Annotated in this window: 21 protein-coding genes; 10 read left to right on the top strand and 11 right to left on the bottom strand. The window is 63.6% G+C overall.

Features of this window, described 5'->3' with window-relative positions:
• Positions 1–12: 12 nt before the first annotated feature.
• The 8 genes from PST29_RS04910 to PST29_RS04875 all read right to left on the bottom strand — a co-directional run bounded on the left by PST29_RS04910 (position 13) and on the right by PST29_RS04875 (position 8,187).
• Complete coding sequence (locus PST29_RS04910; protein ID WP_060842508.1) at positions 13–1,380, bottom strand: DUF1329 domain-containing protein; 1,368 nt, start codon at positions 1,378–1,380, stop codon at positions 13–15.
• Between the two features lie 24 nt (positions 1,381–1,404).
• Positions 1,405–3,204, bottom strand: a complete 1,800-nt coding sequence (locus PST29_RS04905) for a DUF1302 domain-containing protein (RefSeq protein WP_060837583.1) — start codon at positions 3,202–3,204, stop codon at positions 1,405–1,407.
• A gap of 488 nt (positions 3,205–3,692) precedes the next feature.
• The gene (locus PST29_RS04900) at positions 3,693–4,052 is read right to left on the bottom strand and encodes a hypothetical protein (RefSeq protein WP_060837582.1); all 360 of its coding nucleotides are present in this window, start codon (positions 4,050–4,052) and stop codon (positions 3,693–3,695) included.
• 162 nt (positions 4,053–4,214) lie between these two features.
• A complete protein-coding gene (locus tag PST29_RS04895; protein ID WP_060837581.1) occupies positions 4,215–5,126 on the bottom strand; it encodes an SDR family oxidoreductase in 912 nt (303 codons plus the stop codon).
• A gap of 167 nt (positions 5,127–5,293) precedes the next feature.
• Positions 5,294–6,196, bottom strand: a complete 903-nt coding sequence (locus tag PST29_RS04890) for an alpha/beta fold hydrolase (protein WP_060842507.1) — start codon at positions 6,194–6,196, stop codon at positions 5,294–5,296.
• Complete coding sequence (locus tag PST29_RS04885; protein WP_060842506.1) at positions 6,196–6,978, bottom strand: class II aldolase/adducin family protein; 783 nt, start codon at positions 6,976–6,978, stop codon at positions 6,196–6,198. The genes PST29_RS04890 and PST29_RS04885 overlap by 1 nt, the downstream gene beginning before the upstream one ends.
• Before the next feature lie 146 nt (positions 6,979–7,124).
• Positions 7,125–7,811, bottom strand: coding sequence for an LrgB family protein (locus tag PST29_RS04880; protein WP_060837578.1), 687 nt, complete (start codon positions 7,809–7,811; stop codon positions 7,125–7,127).
• A complete protein-coding gene (locus PST29_RS04875) occupies positions 7,801–8,187 on the bottom strand; it encodes a CidA/LrgA family protein (RefSeq protein ID WP_060842505.1) in 387 nt (128 codons plus the stop codon). Before PST29_RS04875 ends, PST29_RS04880 begins: the two co-directional genes overlap by 11 nt.
• A 97-nt stretch (positions 8,188–8,284) precedes the next feature.
• On the opposite strand from PST29_RS04875, the gene PST29_RS04870 reads away from it, so the two are divergent.
• The gene (locus tag PST29_RS04870) at positions 8,285–9,181 is read left to right on the top strand and encodes a LysR family transcriptional regulator (RefSeq protein ID WP_060837576.1); all 897 of its coding nucleotides are present in this window, start codon (positions 8,285–8,287) and stop codon (positions 9,179–9,181) included.
• On the opposite strand, the gene PST29_RS04865 is transcribed toward PST29_RS04870, so the two are convergent.
• Positions 9,162–9,617: a flavodoxin gene (locus tag PST29_RS04865; RefSeq protein ID WP_060837575.1), complete on the bottom strand. Its 456-nt coding sequence runs from the start codon at positions 9,615–9,617 to the stop codon at positions 9,162–9,164. The two genes, PST29_RS04870 and PST29_RS04865, sit on opposite strands and share 20 nt — an antisense overlap.
• 155 nt (positions 9,618–9,772) lie before the next feature.
• Here PST29_RS04865 and PST29_RS04860 point away from each other — a divergent pair, with 155 nt between their 5' ends.
• Positions 9,773–10,231, top strand: a complete 459-nt coding sequence (locus tag PST29_RS04860; protein ID WP_060837574.1) for a PAS domain-containing protein — start codon at positions 9,773–9,775, stop codon at positions 10,229–10,231.
• Positions 10,232–10,300: 69 nt separating this feature from the next.
• Positions 10,301–10,906: a hypothetical protein gene (locus PST29_RS04855; protein ID WP_060837573.1), complete on the top strand. Its 606-nt coding sequence runs from the start codon at positions 10,301–10,303 to the stop codon at positions 10,904–10,906.
• Positions 10,907–10,928: 22 nt separating this feature from the next.
• Here PST29_RS04855 and PST29_RS04850 read toward each other — a convergent pair whose 3' ends face one another.
• Entirely contained in the window at positions 10,929–11,888 is a 960-nt protein-coding gene (locus PST29_RS04850) for a MerR family transcriptional regulator (RefSeq protein WP_060842504.1), read from the bottom strand.
• A gap of 212 nt (positions 11,889–12,100) precedes the next feature.
• Here PST29_RS04850 and PST29_RS04845 point away from each other — a divergent pair, with 212 nt between their 5' ends.
• From PST29_RS04845 to PST29_RS04820, 6 genes are all read left to right on the top strand, one after another.
• A complete protein-coding gene (locus tag PST29_RS04845) occupies positions 12,101–12,670 on the top strand; it encodes an antibiotic biosynthesis monooxygenase (protein WP_016964754.1) in 570 nt (189 codons plus the stop codon).
• Between the two features lie 175 nt (positions 12,671–12,845).
• Positions 12,846–13,556 carry a dihydromonapterin reductase gene (folM, locus tag PST29_RS04840; RefSeq protein WP_060842503.1) on the top strand — a complete coding sequence of 237 codons (711 nt, stop codon included), beginning with the start codon at positions 12,846–12,848 and terminating at the stop codon, positions 13,554–13,556.
• A gap of 22 nt (positions 13,557–13,578) precedes the next feature.
• The gene (gene folE / locus PST29_RS04835; RefSeq protein WP_060837570.1) at positions 13,579–14,139 is read left to right on the top strand and encodes a GTP cyclohydrolase I FolE; all 561 of its coding nucleotides are present in this window, start codon (positions 13,579–13,581) and stop codon (positions 14,137–14,139) included.
• 2 nt (positions 14,140–14,141) lie between these two features.
• Positions 14,142–14,513, top strand: a complete 372-nt coding sequence (folX, locus tag PST29_RS04830) for a dihydroneopterin triphosphate 2'-epimerase (RefSeq protein ID WP_060837569.1) — start codon at positions 14,142–14,144, stop codon at positions 14,511–14,513.
• Positions 14,514–14,607: 94 nt separating this feature from the next.
• A complete protein-coding gene (locus tag PST29_RS04825; protein WP_060837568.1) occupies positions 14,608–14,904 on the top strand; it encodes a DUF1244 domain-containing protein in 297 nt (98 codons plus the stop codon).
• Positions 14,897–15,235, top strand: a complete 339-nt coding sequence (locus PST29_RS04820; RefSeq protein ID WP_060842502.1) for a HopJ type III effector protein — start codon at positions 14,897–14,899, stop codon at positions 15,233–15,235. The genes PST29_RS04825 and PST29_RS04820 overlap by 8 nt, the downstream gene beginning before the upstream one ends.
• 122 nt (positions 15,236–15,357) lie before the next feature.
• On the opposite strand, the gene trxB is transcribed toward PST29_RS04820, so the two are convergent.
• Positions 15,358–16,320, bottom strand: a complete 963-nt coding sequence (gene trxB, locus PST29_RS04815) for a thioredoxin-disulfide reductase (RefSeq protein ID WP_060837566.1) — start codon at positions 16,318–16,320, stop codon at positions 15,358–15,360.
• Between the two features lie 310 nt (positions 16,321–16,630).
• Here trxB and cysZ point away from each other — a divergent pair, with 310 nt between their 5' ends.
• Positions 16,631–17,380: a sulfate transporter CysZ gene (gene cysZ, locus PST29_RS04810; protein WP_060842501.1), complete on the top strand. Its 750-nt coding sequence runs from the start codon at positions 16,631–16,633 to the stop codon at positions 17,378–17,380.
• Positions 17,381–17,418: the final 38 nt, after the last annotated feature.

Genomic DNA, 17,418 nt, shown 5'->3' with positions numbered 1-17,418 from the left:
GTCACCTGCGGCCTAGCGCACCCCGCTGGCGCGCAAGGCGGCCGGGGTGTAGTCGGCCGCCTTGGCGGCAAAGCCGAATTCCAGGCTGTGCTTTTCCTCGTTCTTCATGCCCAGGGCCAGGTAGCGACCGGCGTTGAGGTCATACAGGGCTTCCAGGGTGTAGGCCGGGACCTGATGGTCGTAGTAGTACTGCGCGTGACCTTCGGCGACCCGCCACAGCTGGCCACGGCCGTCGTAGTGATCCACCAGGGCCACCTGCCAGCTGTCCTCGTCGATGTACATGTGCCGAGTGGCGTAGATGTGCCGCTGGTTCGGCTTGACCGTGCCCACCACCTCCCAGACCCGGTGCAGCTCGTAGCGGGTCAGGTCCTGGTTGATGTGTCCGGCCTTGATGATGTCGTCGTACTTGAGGCTCGGCGAGTCCAGCTTGTAGCTGTTGTAGGGGATGTACATCTCTTTCTTGCCCACCAGCTTCCAGTCGTAGCGGTCAGGGGCGCCGGAGAACATGTCGAAGTTGTCCGAGGTGCGCAGGCCGTCGGCGGCAGTGCCCGGACCGTCGTAGGCCACTTGCGGGGCGCGGCGCACCCGACGCTGCCCGGCGTTGTAGATCCACGCCGAGCGGGGCTCCTTGACCTGGTCCAGGGTTTCATGGACCAGCAGCACGTTGCCCGCCAGCCGCGCCGGGGCGGTCACCGACTGCTTGAAGAAGTTCTGCACGTTGGCACCCTTGGCCGGGTCCAGGTCGGGAATCAGTTGCGGCGCCGCCACTTCCTCCTCAAAGCGGATCGAGGTGTAGCTGCCATTGGTCTGCGGGGTGGCCTGGGTGATGATGCGTTTCTGGTTGCCGCCGTGATAGCGGGTCAGGTGGTTCCACAGCACCTCGATGCCGTTCTTCGGAATCGGGAAGGCGTAGTAGCGGTTGCCGGTGAAGTTGGCCAGACCGTTGCCATCGTTGGTGGTGGTCACGTTCAGCGCGCTGCGCTTGGCCGACTCGTAGATCTCCGGTGGCAGGCCGACGCTGCGATGGGTCGGGTAGACCGGAATCCGGTAGCTGTCCGGGTAGCGCTTGAACATCGCCAACTGACCGTCGGACAGCTTGTCCTTGTACTGGTCCGCCGTGGCCGCGGTGATGATGAACAGCGGCTTTTCATTGGCGAACGGGTCGGCGAGAAAGCCCTTGCTGTCCACCGCCCCGGCGTTCTTCGGGAGGCCGCCGGTCCAGACCGGGATCGAGCCATCGGCGTTGCCGGCCTTTTGCGCCCCCAGGGGCGTCAGGCTGGTGCCCAACTGGGCGGCTTCTTGCGGGCTCACCGCGGCCATCAGGTTGGCCGCCCACAGGCTCAGTGCCAGGGCGCTGCATTGCAGAATCATGTTGCGCATTCAAGTGCTCCTTCTTGTGCCGGTTCAGAAATTCACGCCAAAGCTCAAGGCGAGGAAGTCCCGGTCGGTGAGGGTGTTGTAGCGCCCGCCAAAAAAGTCGGTGTAGCTGAGGCTGGCGGTGTAGGTATTGCGGTAGTCGGCATCGACCCCGACGCTCAGGGCCTTGGCGCCCTGGTTGAACAGGCCGTTGGGACCGTAGCCGTTGACGTCATGGGACCAGGACAGGTTGGGCTTGAAGTTGATCCCGGCGATGACGTTGCTGTAGTCGAGGATCGCCCGGGCCCGATAGCCCCAGGAGGTGGCGGTGACGAAACCGCCGGTATCGCCGCCATAGCCGTACTGGCCGTAGGCCGAGTCACGGCCGTAGCGCAGCTTGCTCTTGTCTTCCAGGCCGCCGACGTGGACGACCGCAGCCTCGCCCACCAGGGTCAGGCGGTCGGCCCCCAGCACCTGGTCGAAGAACTGGGTCATGGAGCTCTGGATCTGGGTGATTTCCTTGCGCCGGTAGCCGGTGTTGTCGGCGCCCAGGGCGGTCTTGATCGGCGACGCCGCGCCGCCGGCAATCGGGTTGAGCAGGGCCAGGGTCAGGTCGTTGGTGTTGACCTGCACCGGGGCGTTGGGGCGGTAGCTGATCTCGCCGGTCCAGGCGGTGCCGGTGGGCAGCGTGGTGGAGAAGCTGGCGCCATACAGGCGGATGTCTTCGGGGTATTCCAGGTAGTACTGGCCACGGCCGAGCATCACGCTTTGCACCAGGCTGGCTCCCGCGCCGGGAACCGTGGGCGCGGCCGCAGCTCCTGCGGCACCAATAGCCCCCAGGGTGGCCGGACTGATGTTGGCCGTGGTGGTGCTCACCACCGGGCTGCGCGCATGGTAGTTCATGAAATACAGGCCGTACTCGGTGTCATCGCCGAGCCAGCGCAGAGCGGCGCCCCACTGCCCGGAATCCCGGGCATCGCGGTCGCCGCCACGTGGCAGGATCACCCCTTCACGGGACACCTGAAAGCCCTGGCCGAACGCCGCGGCAACCGGTTGCAGGGGCGCGATCGCCGGGCTGCCGACGGTGTAGCCGGTGGTGCAGCCGTCGGCCACCACATCGTTGCCGAAGAAGGTGCCGCAGTTGTCCACCACGGTCTGGTCCCACTCCAGCTGATAGAAACCTTCCACGGTCAACTGGTTGGTCAGGCCCTGGGAGGCGAACAGCATGTTCACCGGCACCAGGCCTTCCTTGATCTCGGCCCCCGGGCGGCGAAAGGCCGAGACGTCCACCGGGTTGATGCTGTTGATGGAGTTGCCGATGAAGGTGCTCTCGCCCCAGCTGACCACCTGCTTGCCGGCGCGCACGGTGCCCGGCAGGTCGGCGATGGAGTAGTTGTGGTAGACGAAGGCGTCGAGGATCTGCCCGCCTGCGGACTTGGCGCCTTCCTTGCGGTTGTGATCGCTGATGGGCTTGAACTCGCGATCCTCGTCCTTGAGCTCGAAGTCGTACCAGTACTTGCCGCGCACGAAGACGCCGGTGTCGCCGTACTTGAGCTCCAGGTCATGCAGGCCCTTGAAGATCTTCGAGAAGGTCTCGCCCTTCTTGAAGTTCAGGCGGCCATCGTCGCCGGTGGAAGACTGCGCGGTCCCGCCGTTGACCGTGCCGACGAACGCGCGGTCGGCATCGCGCATGCCCCAGCTGGCGCCGACCGATAGCGACGAGTCGAACTGCCCTTCGATTTCCCCGATGTTGAACGAAACCGCTTGCACCTGGCTGCAACAGCCCAGTGCCACCGCGGCGGCCAACGCCTGCGGTGTGAAGATGGCGCGCATTGTTGTTTTTGTCATGCGTCTTCCCCGGTGAATGACAGGAGAAGTCACCCTACTGCCGGGGTGCCACGGCCGATAAGCGCACCAAGGAGGTATTCGCGTTGTCGCTCGAAAGGATGAATGCCCTTGCCTCTGGGGCGCTCCAGCGGTCTATCCATGGGCTGGATACGCCCCCATCAGGGGCGTCGATCCGATTGGCGGGCGCTCACTTGGAACTGTTGCTCAGGCTGTAACAGTCCTTGTCCTGAATCGCTATTTTTCCACGGCGGGCCAGGGCTTATTCTTGCCCCGCAGTCACGGCAAACAGCACCACGCCACTGCCACGGGAAGCACCCGGCAACCGGGTTCCCCGAATCAGTTTCCAGGCGGCTTGAAGGGGTTGGGTTCAGGTCGCGACACCGGGTTCACTGACGTTGATTTTGTAGCTCCTTGATCTAACGTCTTACTTTGGCCGCTGCTCTTGCAGCGGCCTTTTTTATGCGCGCAAGACAACCGCCACGTTGAACTTACAACCTGTCGTCATCCCCTTCGTCGTAGTGAAACTTGTGCAACAGACGATGCGCCACCGGAGACAGAATCAAGCCCAGCGTGGCGGCGAACACCAGGTTGGTATAAAGCCCGTAGGTGGCAAAAAACAGTTTGCCGCCAGGGGTTTGCGGCATGTTGATGGGCCCGATGCCGCCGAGGATCATGGCCGCGTCATACAAGGCGTCGTGAAAGGAAATGTCCTGCTCGAAGTACAGCAGACCGCTGATCCCCAGCAGCACCGAAAAGCTGATCAGGGCCAGGACCACCAGGCCATGAACACATAGACGCCGGATAAACAGCAGTCGCGACAGTACCGGCTGATCCTTTGATTCATACATCTCAAGCGCTCCTTGTGCGTTCGCCAACCGTCGAGCATAGAGACGAACGCCACAGGAGTAAAACCGCCGGGGCCCAGGCTCCGGCGGGTCATTGAACGGCTGTTTTCAAGCCGGGGAAGAGTGCCCGCCGATCAGCGCCGGACAACGCTGGTCCGCGCAGCGTCAGAGGGCGTACTTTTGCAGATTCTGCATCATCTCCTTCAGCGCCTCGATGTTGTCCTTGGGATGGGCCGCCCCTTCGAAATCGCAGATCTGCTGCCAGTGCGCCGCCACATCGTCGGGCGAAAAGCCCTGGCGCGGATCGAAACCGACGCCCAGGCTGCGCTCCCAACGCACCTTGCCGATCCAGCCGCCGCCCACTTCGAACAGGCCGGAGGTTTCCTGGCATTGCTCGCTGCCCAGGTACACCACCAGCGGGCTCACCAGTTCGGGCTTGAGCTGTTCGAACACTTGCGGCGGGATCAGCCCCTCGGTCATCCGCGTGCCACCGGTCGGGGCAATGGCGTTGACCAGGATGTTGTTCTTGCGCCCTTCGATGGCCAGGGTCCGGGTCAGGCCGTACAGGCCGAGCTTGGCCATGCCGTAGTTGGACTGGCCGAAGTTGCCGTAGATGCCCGATGTGGAGGCGGTGAAGATCACCCGCCCGTAGGCCTGGTCCCGCAGGTGCGGCCAGGCGGCACGGGTGACCTTGTAGGCCCCTTCGACATGCACCCGGTACACCAGGTCCCAATCGCTGTCGTCCATCTTGTGGAAGGTCTTGTCCCGCAGGATGCCGGCGTTGTTGACCACCACATCGACCCGGCCGAAGACGTCCAGAGCGTTCTGCACGATCTTTTCGCCATCGGTGACCGAGTCGTGGTTGGCCTCGGCAATGCCCCCGGCCTCACGGATCTGTGCCACCACCTTGTCGGCCGCGGAGGCGCTGGCGCCTTCGCCCTGGGCCGAGCCCCCCAGGTCGTTGACCAGCACCTTGGCCCCGTGCCTGGCGAACAGCAAGGCATGGGCCCGGCCCAGGCCGCCGCCGGCTCCGGTGATGATCACTACTTTGTCTTGCAAGCGCACAGATTCACTCATACCGAACTCCAGCAGGGCCAATGGACAATGGGCCGAGTGTCAGGCAGCCGGGCGGCGGTCACAATAAAAACGTCCGGACCTGAATGGTGCGCAATAAGACAGCGGGATAATTGCCCCGAGCGCTCAACAACGGGCTCCGGCAAGGGGCCACGGTGTGGCCCTGGTACTCAGGAGCCCACGGCCTGACGCGATGGCGACGACAGCCTGTCGCGAAAGCCCAGGTAATGCTTGAGCACCGGCAGCGGCGCCTCGATCTGCGGGTAATGGCCGATGCCCGGCAGCAGCACGGCGTCCGGCTCGGGGATCAGCTGGCGATAGCGCTCCACCATGTGTGCGCCGGAAATCGGGTCCTGGGCGCCGTCGATCACCCGCAGCGGCACTTCGCCGCGTTGCATGGCACTGACCCAACGCTCGCGCTGCAACCGCCGCTCGGGAATGTAGGCGATCAGCTTGTGCAGGATGCGCGGCCCGTTGTTGCTGTGCACCAGGCTCCAGAAGTCGTCCAGGACCGACTCGCTGGGACGGGTCTGGGGGCCGAAGATCTGCCGGAAGCTGTTCGCCAGGCCGTGGCGGCTGAAGGCCCGCCCAAGCATCCAGCCCAGCGGGCTGAGCAGGAGCTTCTGGGTCAGCACCGGGCGATGGGTTTCCGGAAACAGGCCGCCATTGAGAAACACGCAGCTGGCAATTGCGATGCGCTGTTCATAGTGCCGGGCCAGCAGCTCCTGGGCGACGCTGTCGCCATAGTCATGGGCCAGCAGGTGCAGCGGCTGGCGGACATGCAAATGAGCCAGCAGCGCCTGCTGCAAGTCCGCCTGTTCCAGCAGGCTGTACTCATGCTCCAGGGGCTTGTCCGAGTCGCCGAAGCCGAGCATGTCGCAGGCGATCACCTGATAACGCCGCGCCAGGGGCTGCCACAGGTAATGCCAGTCCCAGCTGGCCGTGGGAAAGCCATGGATCAACAGCAGCGGCTCGCCATGCCCCGCCACCCAGTAGCGAATGCGCCGGCCGCGGAACTCGAAGTCCTTGCCGCGCTTGCGCCAGACACATAGAGGAATCTCGGCAATAGGCATCAGACTTTATAACCCCGGTCGAGTTGATCGAGTTTGCGCAGCAGGGCCGGCCAGGCCAGCACCCCGCCCATGCCCTGGGCACTGCGGGTGACCCCGGCGATCATCGCCTTGGCCCCGCTCAGGATCGCCGGGGAAATGGCGATCAGCTCGGCGCCGCCACTCTGCGCCAGCACCTGAATCTCACAGGCACGCTGGAAGATGAACATCATCAGAAAGGTATCGGCGATGCTGGCGCCGCAGGTCAGCAAGCCATGGTTGTGCAGCAGCAGAAAGTTGTTGTCGCCCAGGTCGGCCTGCAGCCGCACCTTTTCCTCGGGGTTCAGGGCCACTCCTTCATAGGGGTGATGGCCCAGGCTCGACAGGACAAACAGCGACTGCTGGCTGATGGGCAGCACGCCCTGCTTCTGCGCCGACACTGCGACCCCGGCGGCGGTATGGGTGTGCAGCACACAGAGTGCATCGTGGCGCACCGCATGCACCGCGCTGTGAATGGTGTAGCCGGCCGGGTTGATCTCGTAGGGGCTGTCCATCAGCTTGTTGCCGGCCTGATCGACCTTCACCAGGCTGGAGGCGGTGATCTCGTGGAACATCATGCCGAACGGATTGATCAGAAAGTCTTCGGTGCCCGGCACCTTGGCGGAGATGTGGGTGAAGATCAGGTCATCCCAGCCATGCATCGCCACCAGGCGATAACAGGCGGCCAGGTCCAGGCGGGTTTGCCACTCGATGGCACTGACCTGGTTTTTCACACTCGCTGTCGATTGAACGGGGGCTGAGCTCACGGCAAGGACCTCGGTGACAGTTCTTATTGGAGGAAGAGGACCCTCAGAGTCTAGACAGCCCGCAGCGCTGGCGGAGTTGCATTGCCAGCCAGCTTGATGACCGAGCGGGTCAGCCGGAAAAAAGGCTCTGGCCCGGGGCTTTCACGTCAAAGCACCGACGCCAGCAAAGGGGCGGCGAACAAGTTCAACAGCCCGGTCAGCACCATCACCAGCCCGGCCACGGAGCCCTCTTCGCCGCCGACTTCGTGGGCCCGGCTGACTCCGGCACCATGGGCCCCCACCCCAAACAGGGCGCCCCGGGCCAGGGCGCTGCGCAAGGGCAGCCAGCGCAGCAGCACACCGCCAAGCATGGCGCCGAACACCCCGGTGAACATGACGAACACCGCCGTCAGTTCGGGCACGCCGCCCAGGTCATGGGCCAGGGGCATGGCGAACGGCGTGGTGATCGAGCGTGGCACCAGGGACAGGGTCACCGAGCTGTCCAGGGCCAACATCTTCGCCAGGCCGAAGGAACTGCCGATGGACGCGGCGCTGCCCGCCAGCATGCCCAGCAGCAGGGCCGACCAGTGGCGCATCAGCAGTTGCCGCTGCTGCCAGATGGGAATCGCGAAGGCCACGGTGACCGGCCCCAGCACCAGCATCAGCCAGTGGGTGTTGGCGGCGTATTCGGCGTAGGCGGTGTGCAGCGGCACGGCAATCGCCAGCAACAGGGCCGGCACCAGGATCAGCGGCGACAGCAGGTAGCGCCCGGTGCGCCGATAGATCCAGCGGCTGAACAGATAGGCCCCCAGGGTCAGGGCCAGCCAGAACATCGGCATCAGCTCAAGCTTCATGGCGCATTCTCCAGCGGCACACCCATTCCACGGTCAGTGCGGTCACCAGCATCACCAGCAAGGTGCTGATGCCGATCACCAGAAGGATCCGCCAGCCGTCCTCGCGCAGCAGGCTGCCGTAATCCAGCAGGCTCATCAGCGCCGGAATGAAAAACAGCAGCATCTCCGCCATCAGCAGGCCGGCCCCCAGTTGCAGCGCCGCCGGCTTGACCCAGCCCAGGGCGAAGGCCAGCAGCAACAGCCCCAGGCCGATGACTCCGCCGGGAATTGGCCAGGGCAGCCAGGCGGCCAGTTGGCAACCGAGAAAATAGATGGCCAGCAGCACCGCCAGCTCGTAAATCAGGCGGCTCAGGCGTTTACAGGTGGAAATGTTCATGGGATCAGGTCCTCTCAGGGGGCTATTTTATGAAAAGCCCCCGCATCACCGAAGCGAATTGTTAGACTCGAAACCATTCCAATCTGGAATCACCACCATGGATTTCAAACAACTGCGCAGCTTCGTCGAAGTGATGCGCCAGGGCGGGTTCACCCAGGCCGCCAAGACCCTGCACATCAGCCAGTCGGCCGTCAGCAAACAGATCGCTCAGCTGGAACAGAGCCTGGGCACGCCCCTGCTGGAGCGCCAGGGCTCGCACATTCACCTCACCGCCGCCGGCCAGGTGGTGCTGCAACGGGCCGAGGGCATGCTGCGCCTGCGCCACGAGCTGCTCAGCGAGCTGGACGACCTGAGCCAGCTGGCCCGGGGCGAACTGCGCCTGGGCCTGCCGTTGCTGGGCAGCGACGCGCTGTTCGCCAGCCGCTTTGCCGAATACCGCCGGCGCTATCCGAACATTCAGGTGTCACTGCTCGAAGGCGGCAGCCTGAATGTCGAGCAGGCGGTGCGCAATGGCGAGCTGGAACTGGGCGGCAGCCTGACCCCCAAGGACCCGGCGTTTGCCTACCAGCCCTTTTGCGATGAGCCGCTGGATGCCTTGCTGCCCGCCGATCATCCCCTGGCGATGAACGCCCAGGTGCGCCTGGAAGAACTGGCGGATACCCCCTTCCTCCTCTATCAGCGCAGCTTTGTGCTCAACGACCGGTTGCTCCAGGCCTGCCAGCAGGTGGGCTTCACCCCCAAGGAGGGCGGGCGCAGTGGTCAGGCGGATTTTCTCGCGGCGCTGGTGGCCGCCGGCCAGGGCGTGGTGTTGCTGCCCAGTGTGGTGGCCCGCGGCCTGGTGCGGCCGGGGGTGGTGCGCCTGACACTCAAGGCGCCGGACTACCTGCGTTGGGATATCGCCTTCATCTGGCGTCAGGGCGCTTATCTGTCCAAGGCAGCGCAAGCCTGGCTCGCGCTGCTGCGGGAACAGCCGGTCAGCCCCGCAGGGCGCTGATCAGCTCGGCCAGCCAGGGCTCGGCGTCGGTTTCCGGGGTCACGCTCTCGCTGGCGTCCAGGCGCAGCATCGGCAGCACTTCGCGCACGCCCAGTTCGGCGAACAATTCGCGCATCTGCTCACCGCCACCGCAAAAGGTATCGCCATAGCTGGAGTCGCCGAGGCCGATCACCGCCCCCGGCAGCCCGCGACAGGCGGCGGGCAACTGATCGCGAAGGCTCGAATACAGCGGCAGCAGGTTGTCGGGCAGTTCCCCCATGCCGGTGGTCGAGGTCACCGCCAGCAACGCCTGCGGCGCGAAGGCCTGGAGCTCGGCCAGACTGGCCCGTGGGTTGTGCCAGGCCTCCAGGCCCGCAGCGTTGAGGAGCTTGGCGGCGTGCCGGGCGACTTCTTCAGCCGTGCCGTAGACCGAGCCGGAAAGGATGGCGACTTTCATCAATCTGTTCCTGAAGCTGACTAAAAGACTGGGATATTACCAGCTACGGAGTAAAATCCCCTTCCTGGCATCCCGCGCCTCTGGAGAGCCCCAGTGGACAGCGTGCCAGCATGTCTTAGAATCCAGCACCAACTGATCGATAGCGGAACTTCGGGATGATCAACGCGCATCTTCTGCAACGGATGATCGACGCCTCCAACGACGGGATTGTGGTCGCGGAACAGGAAGGCGAAGACAACATCGTGATTTACGTGAACCCGGCCTTCGAGCGATTGACGGGCTACAGCGCCGATGAGGTGCTTTATCAGGACTGTCGTTTCCTGCAGTCCGGAGACCGTGACCAGCCGGGACTGGAGCGGATTCGCCAGGCCCTGGGCAAGGGCCAGCCGTGCCGCGAGGTGCTGCGCAACTATCGCAAGGACGGCAGCCACTTCTGGAACGAGCTGTCGATCACTCCGGTGTTCAACGACAGCGACCAGCTGACCTATTTCATCGGTGTGCAAAAGGATGTCAGCGCACAGATCAAGGCTCAGCAACGGCTGCTCCAGCTGGAACAACAGTTGGCCGCGGCACAGGCCGAACTGGCCGCGTTCAAGGCGACCGACGGACACTAATAAAATCCATCTTTCGTGGTCTGTAGGGATATTCCCCGCCGATCTGTACTCCACCCTTCGAGCAACATCATGCAGCGTGACGCCCTTCTCACTCAGGATGAACTGGATTTCATCCGGACCATGCAGCACAACCCGCAGCTCAATGTGCGCGACAGCACATCCAGCCTGCTGGTCAATGGCGGCTCGCAGATCCGTGACTTGCTGACCCGCCTGGCCGCCAACGAAAAGGTCACCATCCAGGCGCACTTCGACAATCAGCAGATGACCTTTCCCCTGCAATTGGTGGAAGACGAGTTCCATGCCCTGCATCTGCGCCTGGGTGTGCCGAGCATCTTCGAGGACGGCCCGATGGTCCGGCCCTGGCGCCTGGCGCTGGAAGAACCGGTGGCCCTGGAAAACGCCAAGGGCCAGCCGGGACGCCTGTGGGTGCGGGAAGTGTCGTTCAAGGGCGTGTTGCTGGAGATCCGCAACCGGACCCGGCCGCCCAAGCAGTTCGCCCAGTGGTTCAGCCCCTCGGGGTATGAGCGGATTGCCCTGCATGGGCGCTTCGAGCGCCAGACCGAAGCCGGTTTCTATGCCTATCGCCTGGATCAGCGTGATGTGGAAGAAACCGAGCGCCTGCGCCAGTTCATCCTCCAGCAGCATCGCCACAGCCATCCAGCCCTGCACGCCTGAGGCGGGCGGGCCAACGGCGGGCTCAGGTATCCAGGCGCCCGCTGAGGAACTGCCGCAGGCGCTTCTGCATCAGGCGTCCTTCATTCCCCAGGCAGGCCACCGGCGAACCGCTGAGACGCTCCTGCGTCAGGTCCGCCGCATCCCCGGCCAGCATCAGCGGACAATCCAGGGTCAGCGCCAGACGCTGGAGACGCTTGGGCAGTTCCGCCGTGGGCGCATGATTGGAAAACACCACCAGGGCCACGGGCTGGAGCTTCTCGCAGACCAGGGTCAGTTCCTCCAGAGGCGCCCCCGGACCCAGCAGACGCACACCGAGCTGGTCATGCCCGAGCATCAGCGCCGCCACCAACAGCTCCAGCTCGCGACACTGTTCGTTGAGCGCGGTCAGCAACAAGTACCGGCTCTGCCCGGCCCGCTGCAACAACAGACGCTGAGTGATCCGCGCGCGCAGGAAACCGTCCAGAAACAACCACTCGCTGGTCTGGCCGAAACCGTCCCGAACCTGCAGCAGTTGCTTCCAGAACGGCAGGAAGATGTCCTGGAACACCACTGACAGGGCGTAACTGGAAAAAATCTGCCCGTACAGACGCTCCAGCAACTCCTCATCGAAGGCGCTCACCGCCAGCTTCAACTGATCGCGCCACTGGCCGTACTCGCCTTGCAGGGCATCGTCCAGCGGCGCCTTGCCCTGCGCCTGGACAGCGCGGTTCTTGGCCAGGATCTTGCCGACCTTGCTCACCGCCACGCCACGCTCGATCCAGCCCAGAATCTCCCGCACCGCCTCAACATCGTGCATGGAATACAGGCGATGCCCACTTTCGGTGCGCGTGGGTTGAATCAGACCGTAGCGTCGCTCCCAGGCCCGCAGGGTCACCGGGTTGATGCCGGTCAGGCGCGCCACCTCACGAATCGGAAACAACTCGTCCTGAGCGACAGGGTCGGGGGCGGGCGTGACAGGGGCAAGTTCAGTCATGACGGGCATCTGGGGGAGAACACACCGGTAAACAAAGTGGCGCTCATTCTACTCTTCCCCGACGCAAATGCTTCAAGCCCGAGAAAAACCGACCGGCGTCGTTGGTCCCGCGCCAGCAATCGGGAATAATCCTTGCTTGTTTCAGGCGCGGCCCACTACCCCGGTGCCACGTCAAGCGCCTGCCTTATCCAGGCAGCGCACTGGTTTTACGGAGATACATAATGTCTACCTCACCCGTCACCCTGATGGTTGCCCGGCGCGTTGCCGACGGCCGTTACCAGGACCTGATCGCCTGGCTGCGCGAAGGCGAACAACTGGCCACCGACTTTCCCGGCTACCTGGGTTCCGGTGTCCTTGCACCACCGCCCGACGATGACGAATTCCAGATCATCTTCCGCTTTGCCGACGAACATACCCTGCACACCTGGGAGCACTCCGCCTCGCGTACCGCCTGGCTGGCCCGGGGCAGCGATCTGTTTGCCCACCCGTCGGAGCACCGGGTCAGTGGCATCGACGGCTGGTTCGGCGCGGCCGGACAGCGGCCGCCACGCTGGAAGCAGGCCGTGGCCATCTGGCTGGCATTCTTCCCGGTATCGCTGCTGTTCAACTTCGTCCTCGGCCCCTTGCTCAGTGATCTGAGCCTGCTGCCCCGGGTGTTTGTCAGCACCCTGGCGCTGACCCCGCTGATGGTCTATTTCTTCATTCCGCTGTCCACCCGCCTGCTGGCCAACTGGCTCAACAGCACACCGGCGCGCGTATTGCCGAGCGCCCCCTCGACGCAGAATCCGTGATTCGCCGGCAAGCCGGCTCCTGCAGCACCTGGCGCAACATTCGCGCTGAGCGCAGGAGCTGACTCGCCAGCGAAGAGCCGCGCAAGGTCGCTTTCGCCGACCAGCCCGTTGCCTGCAGGCACAGGTCCGCCCCTCGCTGGTATAGTTTTCCCACTACCCGCGACGCGAGCCCTCCATGAACGCCTCCCCCGCCCCGATCCTGATCACTGGCGCCAGCCAGCGTGTCGGCCTGCATTGCGCCCTGCGCTTGCTCGAAGACGGACAGCCGGTGATCGTCACTTACCGCAGCCTGCGCCCAGGCCTTGAAACCCTGCGTGAAAAAGGCGCGACCCTGCTGTTCGCCGACCTGTCCAGCGAGGCCGGAATCCTGGCCTTGATCAGCGAGCTGAAAACCCAAACCGACCGCCTGCGGGCCATCGTCCACAACGCCTCGGAGTGGCTGGAAGAAAGCCCGGGCGAGGAAAGCGCCGCCTTTACCCGGATGTTCAGCGTGCACATGCTCGCGCCCTACCTGATCAACCTGCACTGCGCGGAGTTGCTGCAGCGCTCGAGCCCCGCGGACATCATCCACATCAGCGACGACGTGACCCGCAAAGGCAGCAGCAAGCACATTGCCTACTGCGCCAGCAAAGCCGGGCTGGACAGCCTGACCCTGTCCTTCGCGGCGAAATACGCCCCGACAATCAAGGTCAACGGCATTGCTCCGGCCCTGCTATTGTTCAATCCCGACGACGACGCGGCGTACCGCGCCAAGACCCTGGCCAAATCCGCGCTGGGCATCGAACCCGGCAGCGAAGTGATCTACCAGAGCCTGCGCTACCTGCTGGACAACCCCTATGTCACCGGCACCACCCTGACCGTCAACGGCGGGCGACACATCAAGTAAGCCGGCCCCGCGAGGACCATGCATGAGCCTTTCCCTGCCCCAGCATTACCGCGAGATCCTCAAGGATCTGGGCGAAGACCCCGAGCGCGAAGGTTTGCTCGACACCCCCAAGCGCGCAGCCAAAGCCATGCAGTACCTGTGTCACGGCTACAGCCAGTCGCTGGAGGAGATCGTCAACGGCGCGCTGTTCGCCTCCGACAGCGATGAAATGGTGATAGTCGCCGACATCGAACTGTATTCGCTGTGCGAACATCACCTGCTGCCCTTCATCGGCAAGGCCCATGTGGCTTATATTCCCACCGGCAAGGTGCTGGGGCTGTCGAAGATCGCCCGCATCGTCGATATGTTCGCCAGGCGCCTGCAGATCCAGGAAAATCTCACCCGGGAAATCGCCGACGCGCTGCAGAGCGTGACCCAGGCCGCCGGCGTCGCGGTGGTGATCGAGGCCAAGCACATGTGCATGATGATGCGCGGCGTCGAGAAACAGAATTCCACCATGCACACCTCGGTGATGCTCGGCGCCTTCCGCGATTCGAGCACCACTCGCCAGGAATTCCTGCAATTGATTGGACGGAGCAAGTAGCAATGCCACAACTTCAGCCAGGAATGGCTCGTATCCGAGTCAAGGACCTGCTCCTGCGGACCTACATCGGAATCAACGAGGAAGAAATCCTCAACAAGCAGGATGTGCTGATCAACCTGACCATCCTGTACCCCGCCCAGGAGGCGGTGCGTGACAACGATATCGATCATGCGCTGAACTATCGCACCATCACCAAGGCGATCATCGCTCACGTCGAAGGCAATCGCTTCGCCCTGCTGGAGCGCCTGACCCAGGAACTGCTGGACCTGGTGATGAGCAACGACTCGGTGCACTACGCCGAGGTCGAGGTCGACAAGCCCCACGCCCTGCGCTTTGCCGAATCGGTGTCGATCACATTGGCGGCAAGTCGCTAGCGCCAAGCGGCCGGTCAGGGCGATTGGGCTTTGACTGGCCGCCGGCAGCTTGTAGCTTGCAGCTGTTCCCATCCTTCTACGTGCAGTGAGTCTTATGTCCCCTCAACAACGCCTGGAACTGGAAGCCGCGGCCTTTCGCCGCCTGGTGGCCCACCTGGACAACCGCAAGGACGTGCAGAACATCGACCTGATGAACCTGGCCGGGTTCTGCCGCAACTGTCTGTCCAAGTGGTACAAGGCCGAGGCCGATGAACGCCAGATCGAGGTCAGCCTCGATGAGGCCCGTGAAGTGGTGTACGGCATGCCTTACGCCGAATGGAAAAATCTCTACCAGAAAGAAGCCAGCGCCGAGCAGCAAGCGGCGTTCGCCAAAGGAAAGCCCCATGACTGACCTGAACACCCTGCGCGCCAGCCTGAACAGCGGCGAACATGCTTTTGCCGACACCCTGGCCTTTGTCGCCGCCGGTTACCACTACCAGCCCCAGGCGTTCAGCAACGGCGGCGTGGAAAACGCTGCCGGACAGAACGAAGGCTCGTGCAAGACCCTGGGCCTGGCCCTGCTGGAAGGCCTGAGCGACAACGAGGCCCTGCTGGCCTTTGGCGAACACTACCGCTCGGTACTGGCCACTCCCGAAGGCACTGATCACGGCAACATCCGCGCCCTGATCGCCCACGGCCTGGCCGGGGTGAAGTTCGCCGCCCAGCCGCTGACCCGCCGCTGATCCGGAGCCTGTAGCAGCCGGCTTGCCAGCGAAGGCGACAGCCTCGCCACCGACAAACCGGCTCCGACAGTGCAACCCCCATAAAAAAACCGGCTTGCGCCGGTTTTTTTATTGCCTGGAAATCAGTGTGCCGCGTTCTGCAGGCCGTCCAGGTAACGCTCGGTGTCCAGTGCCGCCATGCAGCCGGCGCCGGCAGAGGTGATGGCCTGACGGTACACGTGGTCGGCCACGTCACCGGCGGCAAAGATGCCTTCGACGCTGGTCGCGGTAGCGTTGCCGTCACGGCCGCCCTGCACCACCAGGTAACCGTCCTTGAGGGTCAGTTGGCCTTCGAACAGCGAGGTGTTCGGGGTGTGGCCGATGGCGATGAACACGCCGTCGACTTTCAGTTCGTCGAAGCTGCCGTCGTTGTTCTTCAGGCGCGCACCGGTCACACCCATGTTGTCGCCCAGGACTTCGTCGAGGTTGGCATTGAGCTTGAGGATGATCTTGCCTTCGGCCACACGGGCGTTGAGCTTGTCGATCAGGATCTTCTCGGCGCGGAAGGTTTCGCGACGGTGGATCAGGGTCACGGTGCTGGCGATGTTGGCCAGGTACAGGGCCTCTTCAACCGCAGTGTTGCCACCGCCGACCACGGCCACCGGCTTGTTGCGATAGAAGAAGCCGTCGCAAGTGGCGCAGGCGGAAACGCCCTTGCCCATGAAGGCTTCTTCCGAAGGCAGGCCCAGGTAACGGGCGCTGGCACCGGTGGCGATGATCAGGGCATCGCAGGTGTAGGTCGCGCTGTCGCCGGTCAGGGTGTAAGGCTTGGCGGCAAAATCCACGGCGTTGATGTGGTCGAAAACGATTTCGGTTTCGAAACGTTCGGCGTGCTCGCGCATCCGCTCCATCAGCGCAGGGCCGGTCAGGCCGTGCACGTCGCCAGGCCAGTTGTCGACTTCAGTGGTGGTGGTCAGTTGGCCGCCGGCCTGCATGCCGGTGATCAGCAGCGGCTTCAGGTTGGCACGGGCGGCATAGACGGCGGCGCTGTAACCGGCAGGGCCGGAACCGAGAATAATCACACGCGAATGACGTACTTCAGACATGACTCACTCCTATCGACCGGCCCAGGTGACCTGGCACGGAACGCCGGATTGCCGGCTGGAATAAAAAAGGACGGCGATACCTTGGGGAAGGCTTTGACTCGTCCGTCCAAAAAATAATGGGTGAAGCGTATAGAGGGGGCGAAGATTAAGGAAATACGGTTTAACAATCCAGCTCATAGGCGGTCTCTATCCTCTGCGGACTCATTTGAAAGGGTCTTTGTTACCGTTGATGTCGAGCTGATCGCACCACTTTCGCCCCCTGGGCAAAGCCGGTAAGGTCGGCGCGTTTTCCATCTGCTCGGAGCGCTCTATGCCCGCCCCCGTACTGTCCGGACCGCAATACCTGCGCGAAGGCCTGAAGCTGGTCCTCAGCCCTGGCCTGCGCCTGTTCGTGCTCCTGCCCCTGGCGATCAACCTGATACTGTTCGTCGGATTGATCTATTTCGCCGGCCACCAGTTCAGCCTGTGGATCGACAGCCTGATGCCGACCCTGCCGGACTGGCTGAGCTTTCTCAGCTACATCCTCTGGCCACTGTTCATGGTGCTGGTGGCGCTGATGGTGTTTTTCACCTTCACCATGCTGGCCAACATCATCGCCGCGCCCTTCAACGGCTTTCTATCGGAAAAGGTCGAAACCGTGGTCCGCGGCACCGATGATTTCCCGGCCTTCAGCTGGGGCGAGCTGATCGCCATGATCCCCCGCACCCTGTCCCGGGAAATGCGCAAGCTCGGCTACTTCCTGCCCCGGGCCATCGGCCTGTTCATCCTCTCGCTGATCCCGGTGATCAACCTGGTGGCCGCGCCCCTGTGGCTGCTGTTCGGCATCTGGATGATGGCTATCCAGTACATCGACTACCCGGCGGACAACCACAAGATGAGCTGGCAGGACATGCTCGCCTGGCTGCGGCAGAAGCGCTGGCAGAGCCTGGGCTTTGGCGGCATCGTCTACCTGGCGCTGATGATCCCCTTCGTCAACATCCTGATGATGCCGGCCGCCGTGGCCGGAGCGACGCTGTTCTGGGTGCGCGAACGCGGGGTGGAGAACCTGCCGGGCAAATAGGCTGCCGGCGTCATAAATCCATCATCCGCACGTCACAA

This window comes from Pseudomonas sp. St29, assembly GCF_001547915.1.
Lineage (GTDB): Bacteria > Pseudomonadota > Gammaproteobacteria > Pseudomonadales > Pseudomonadaceae > Aquipseudomonas.
This window is presented reverse-complemented; position numbering and strand designations above follow the sequence as displayed.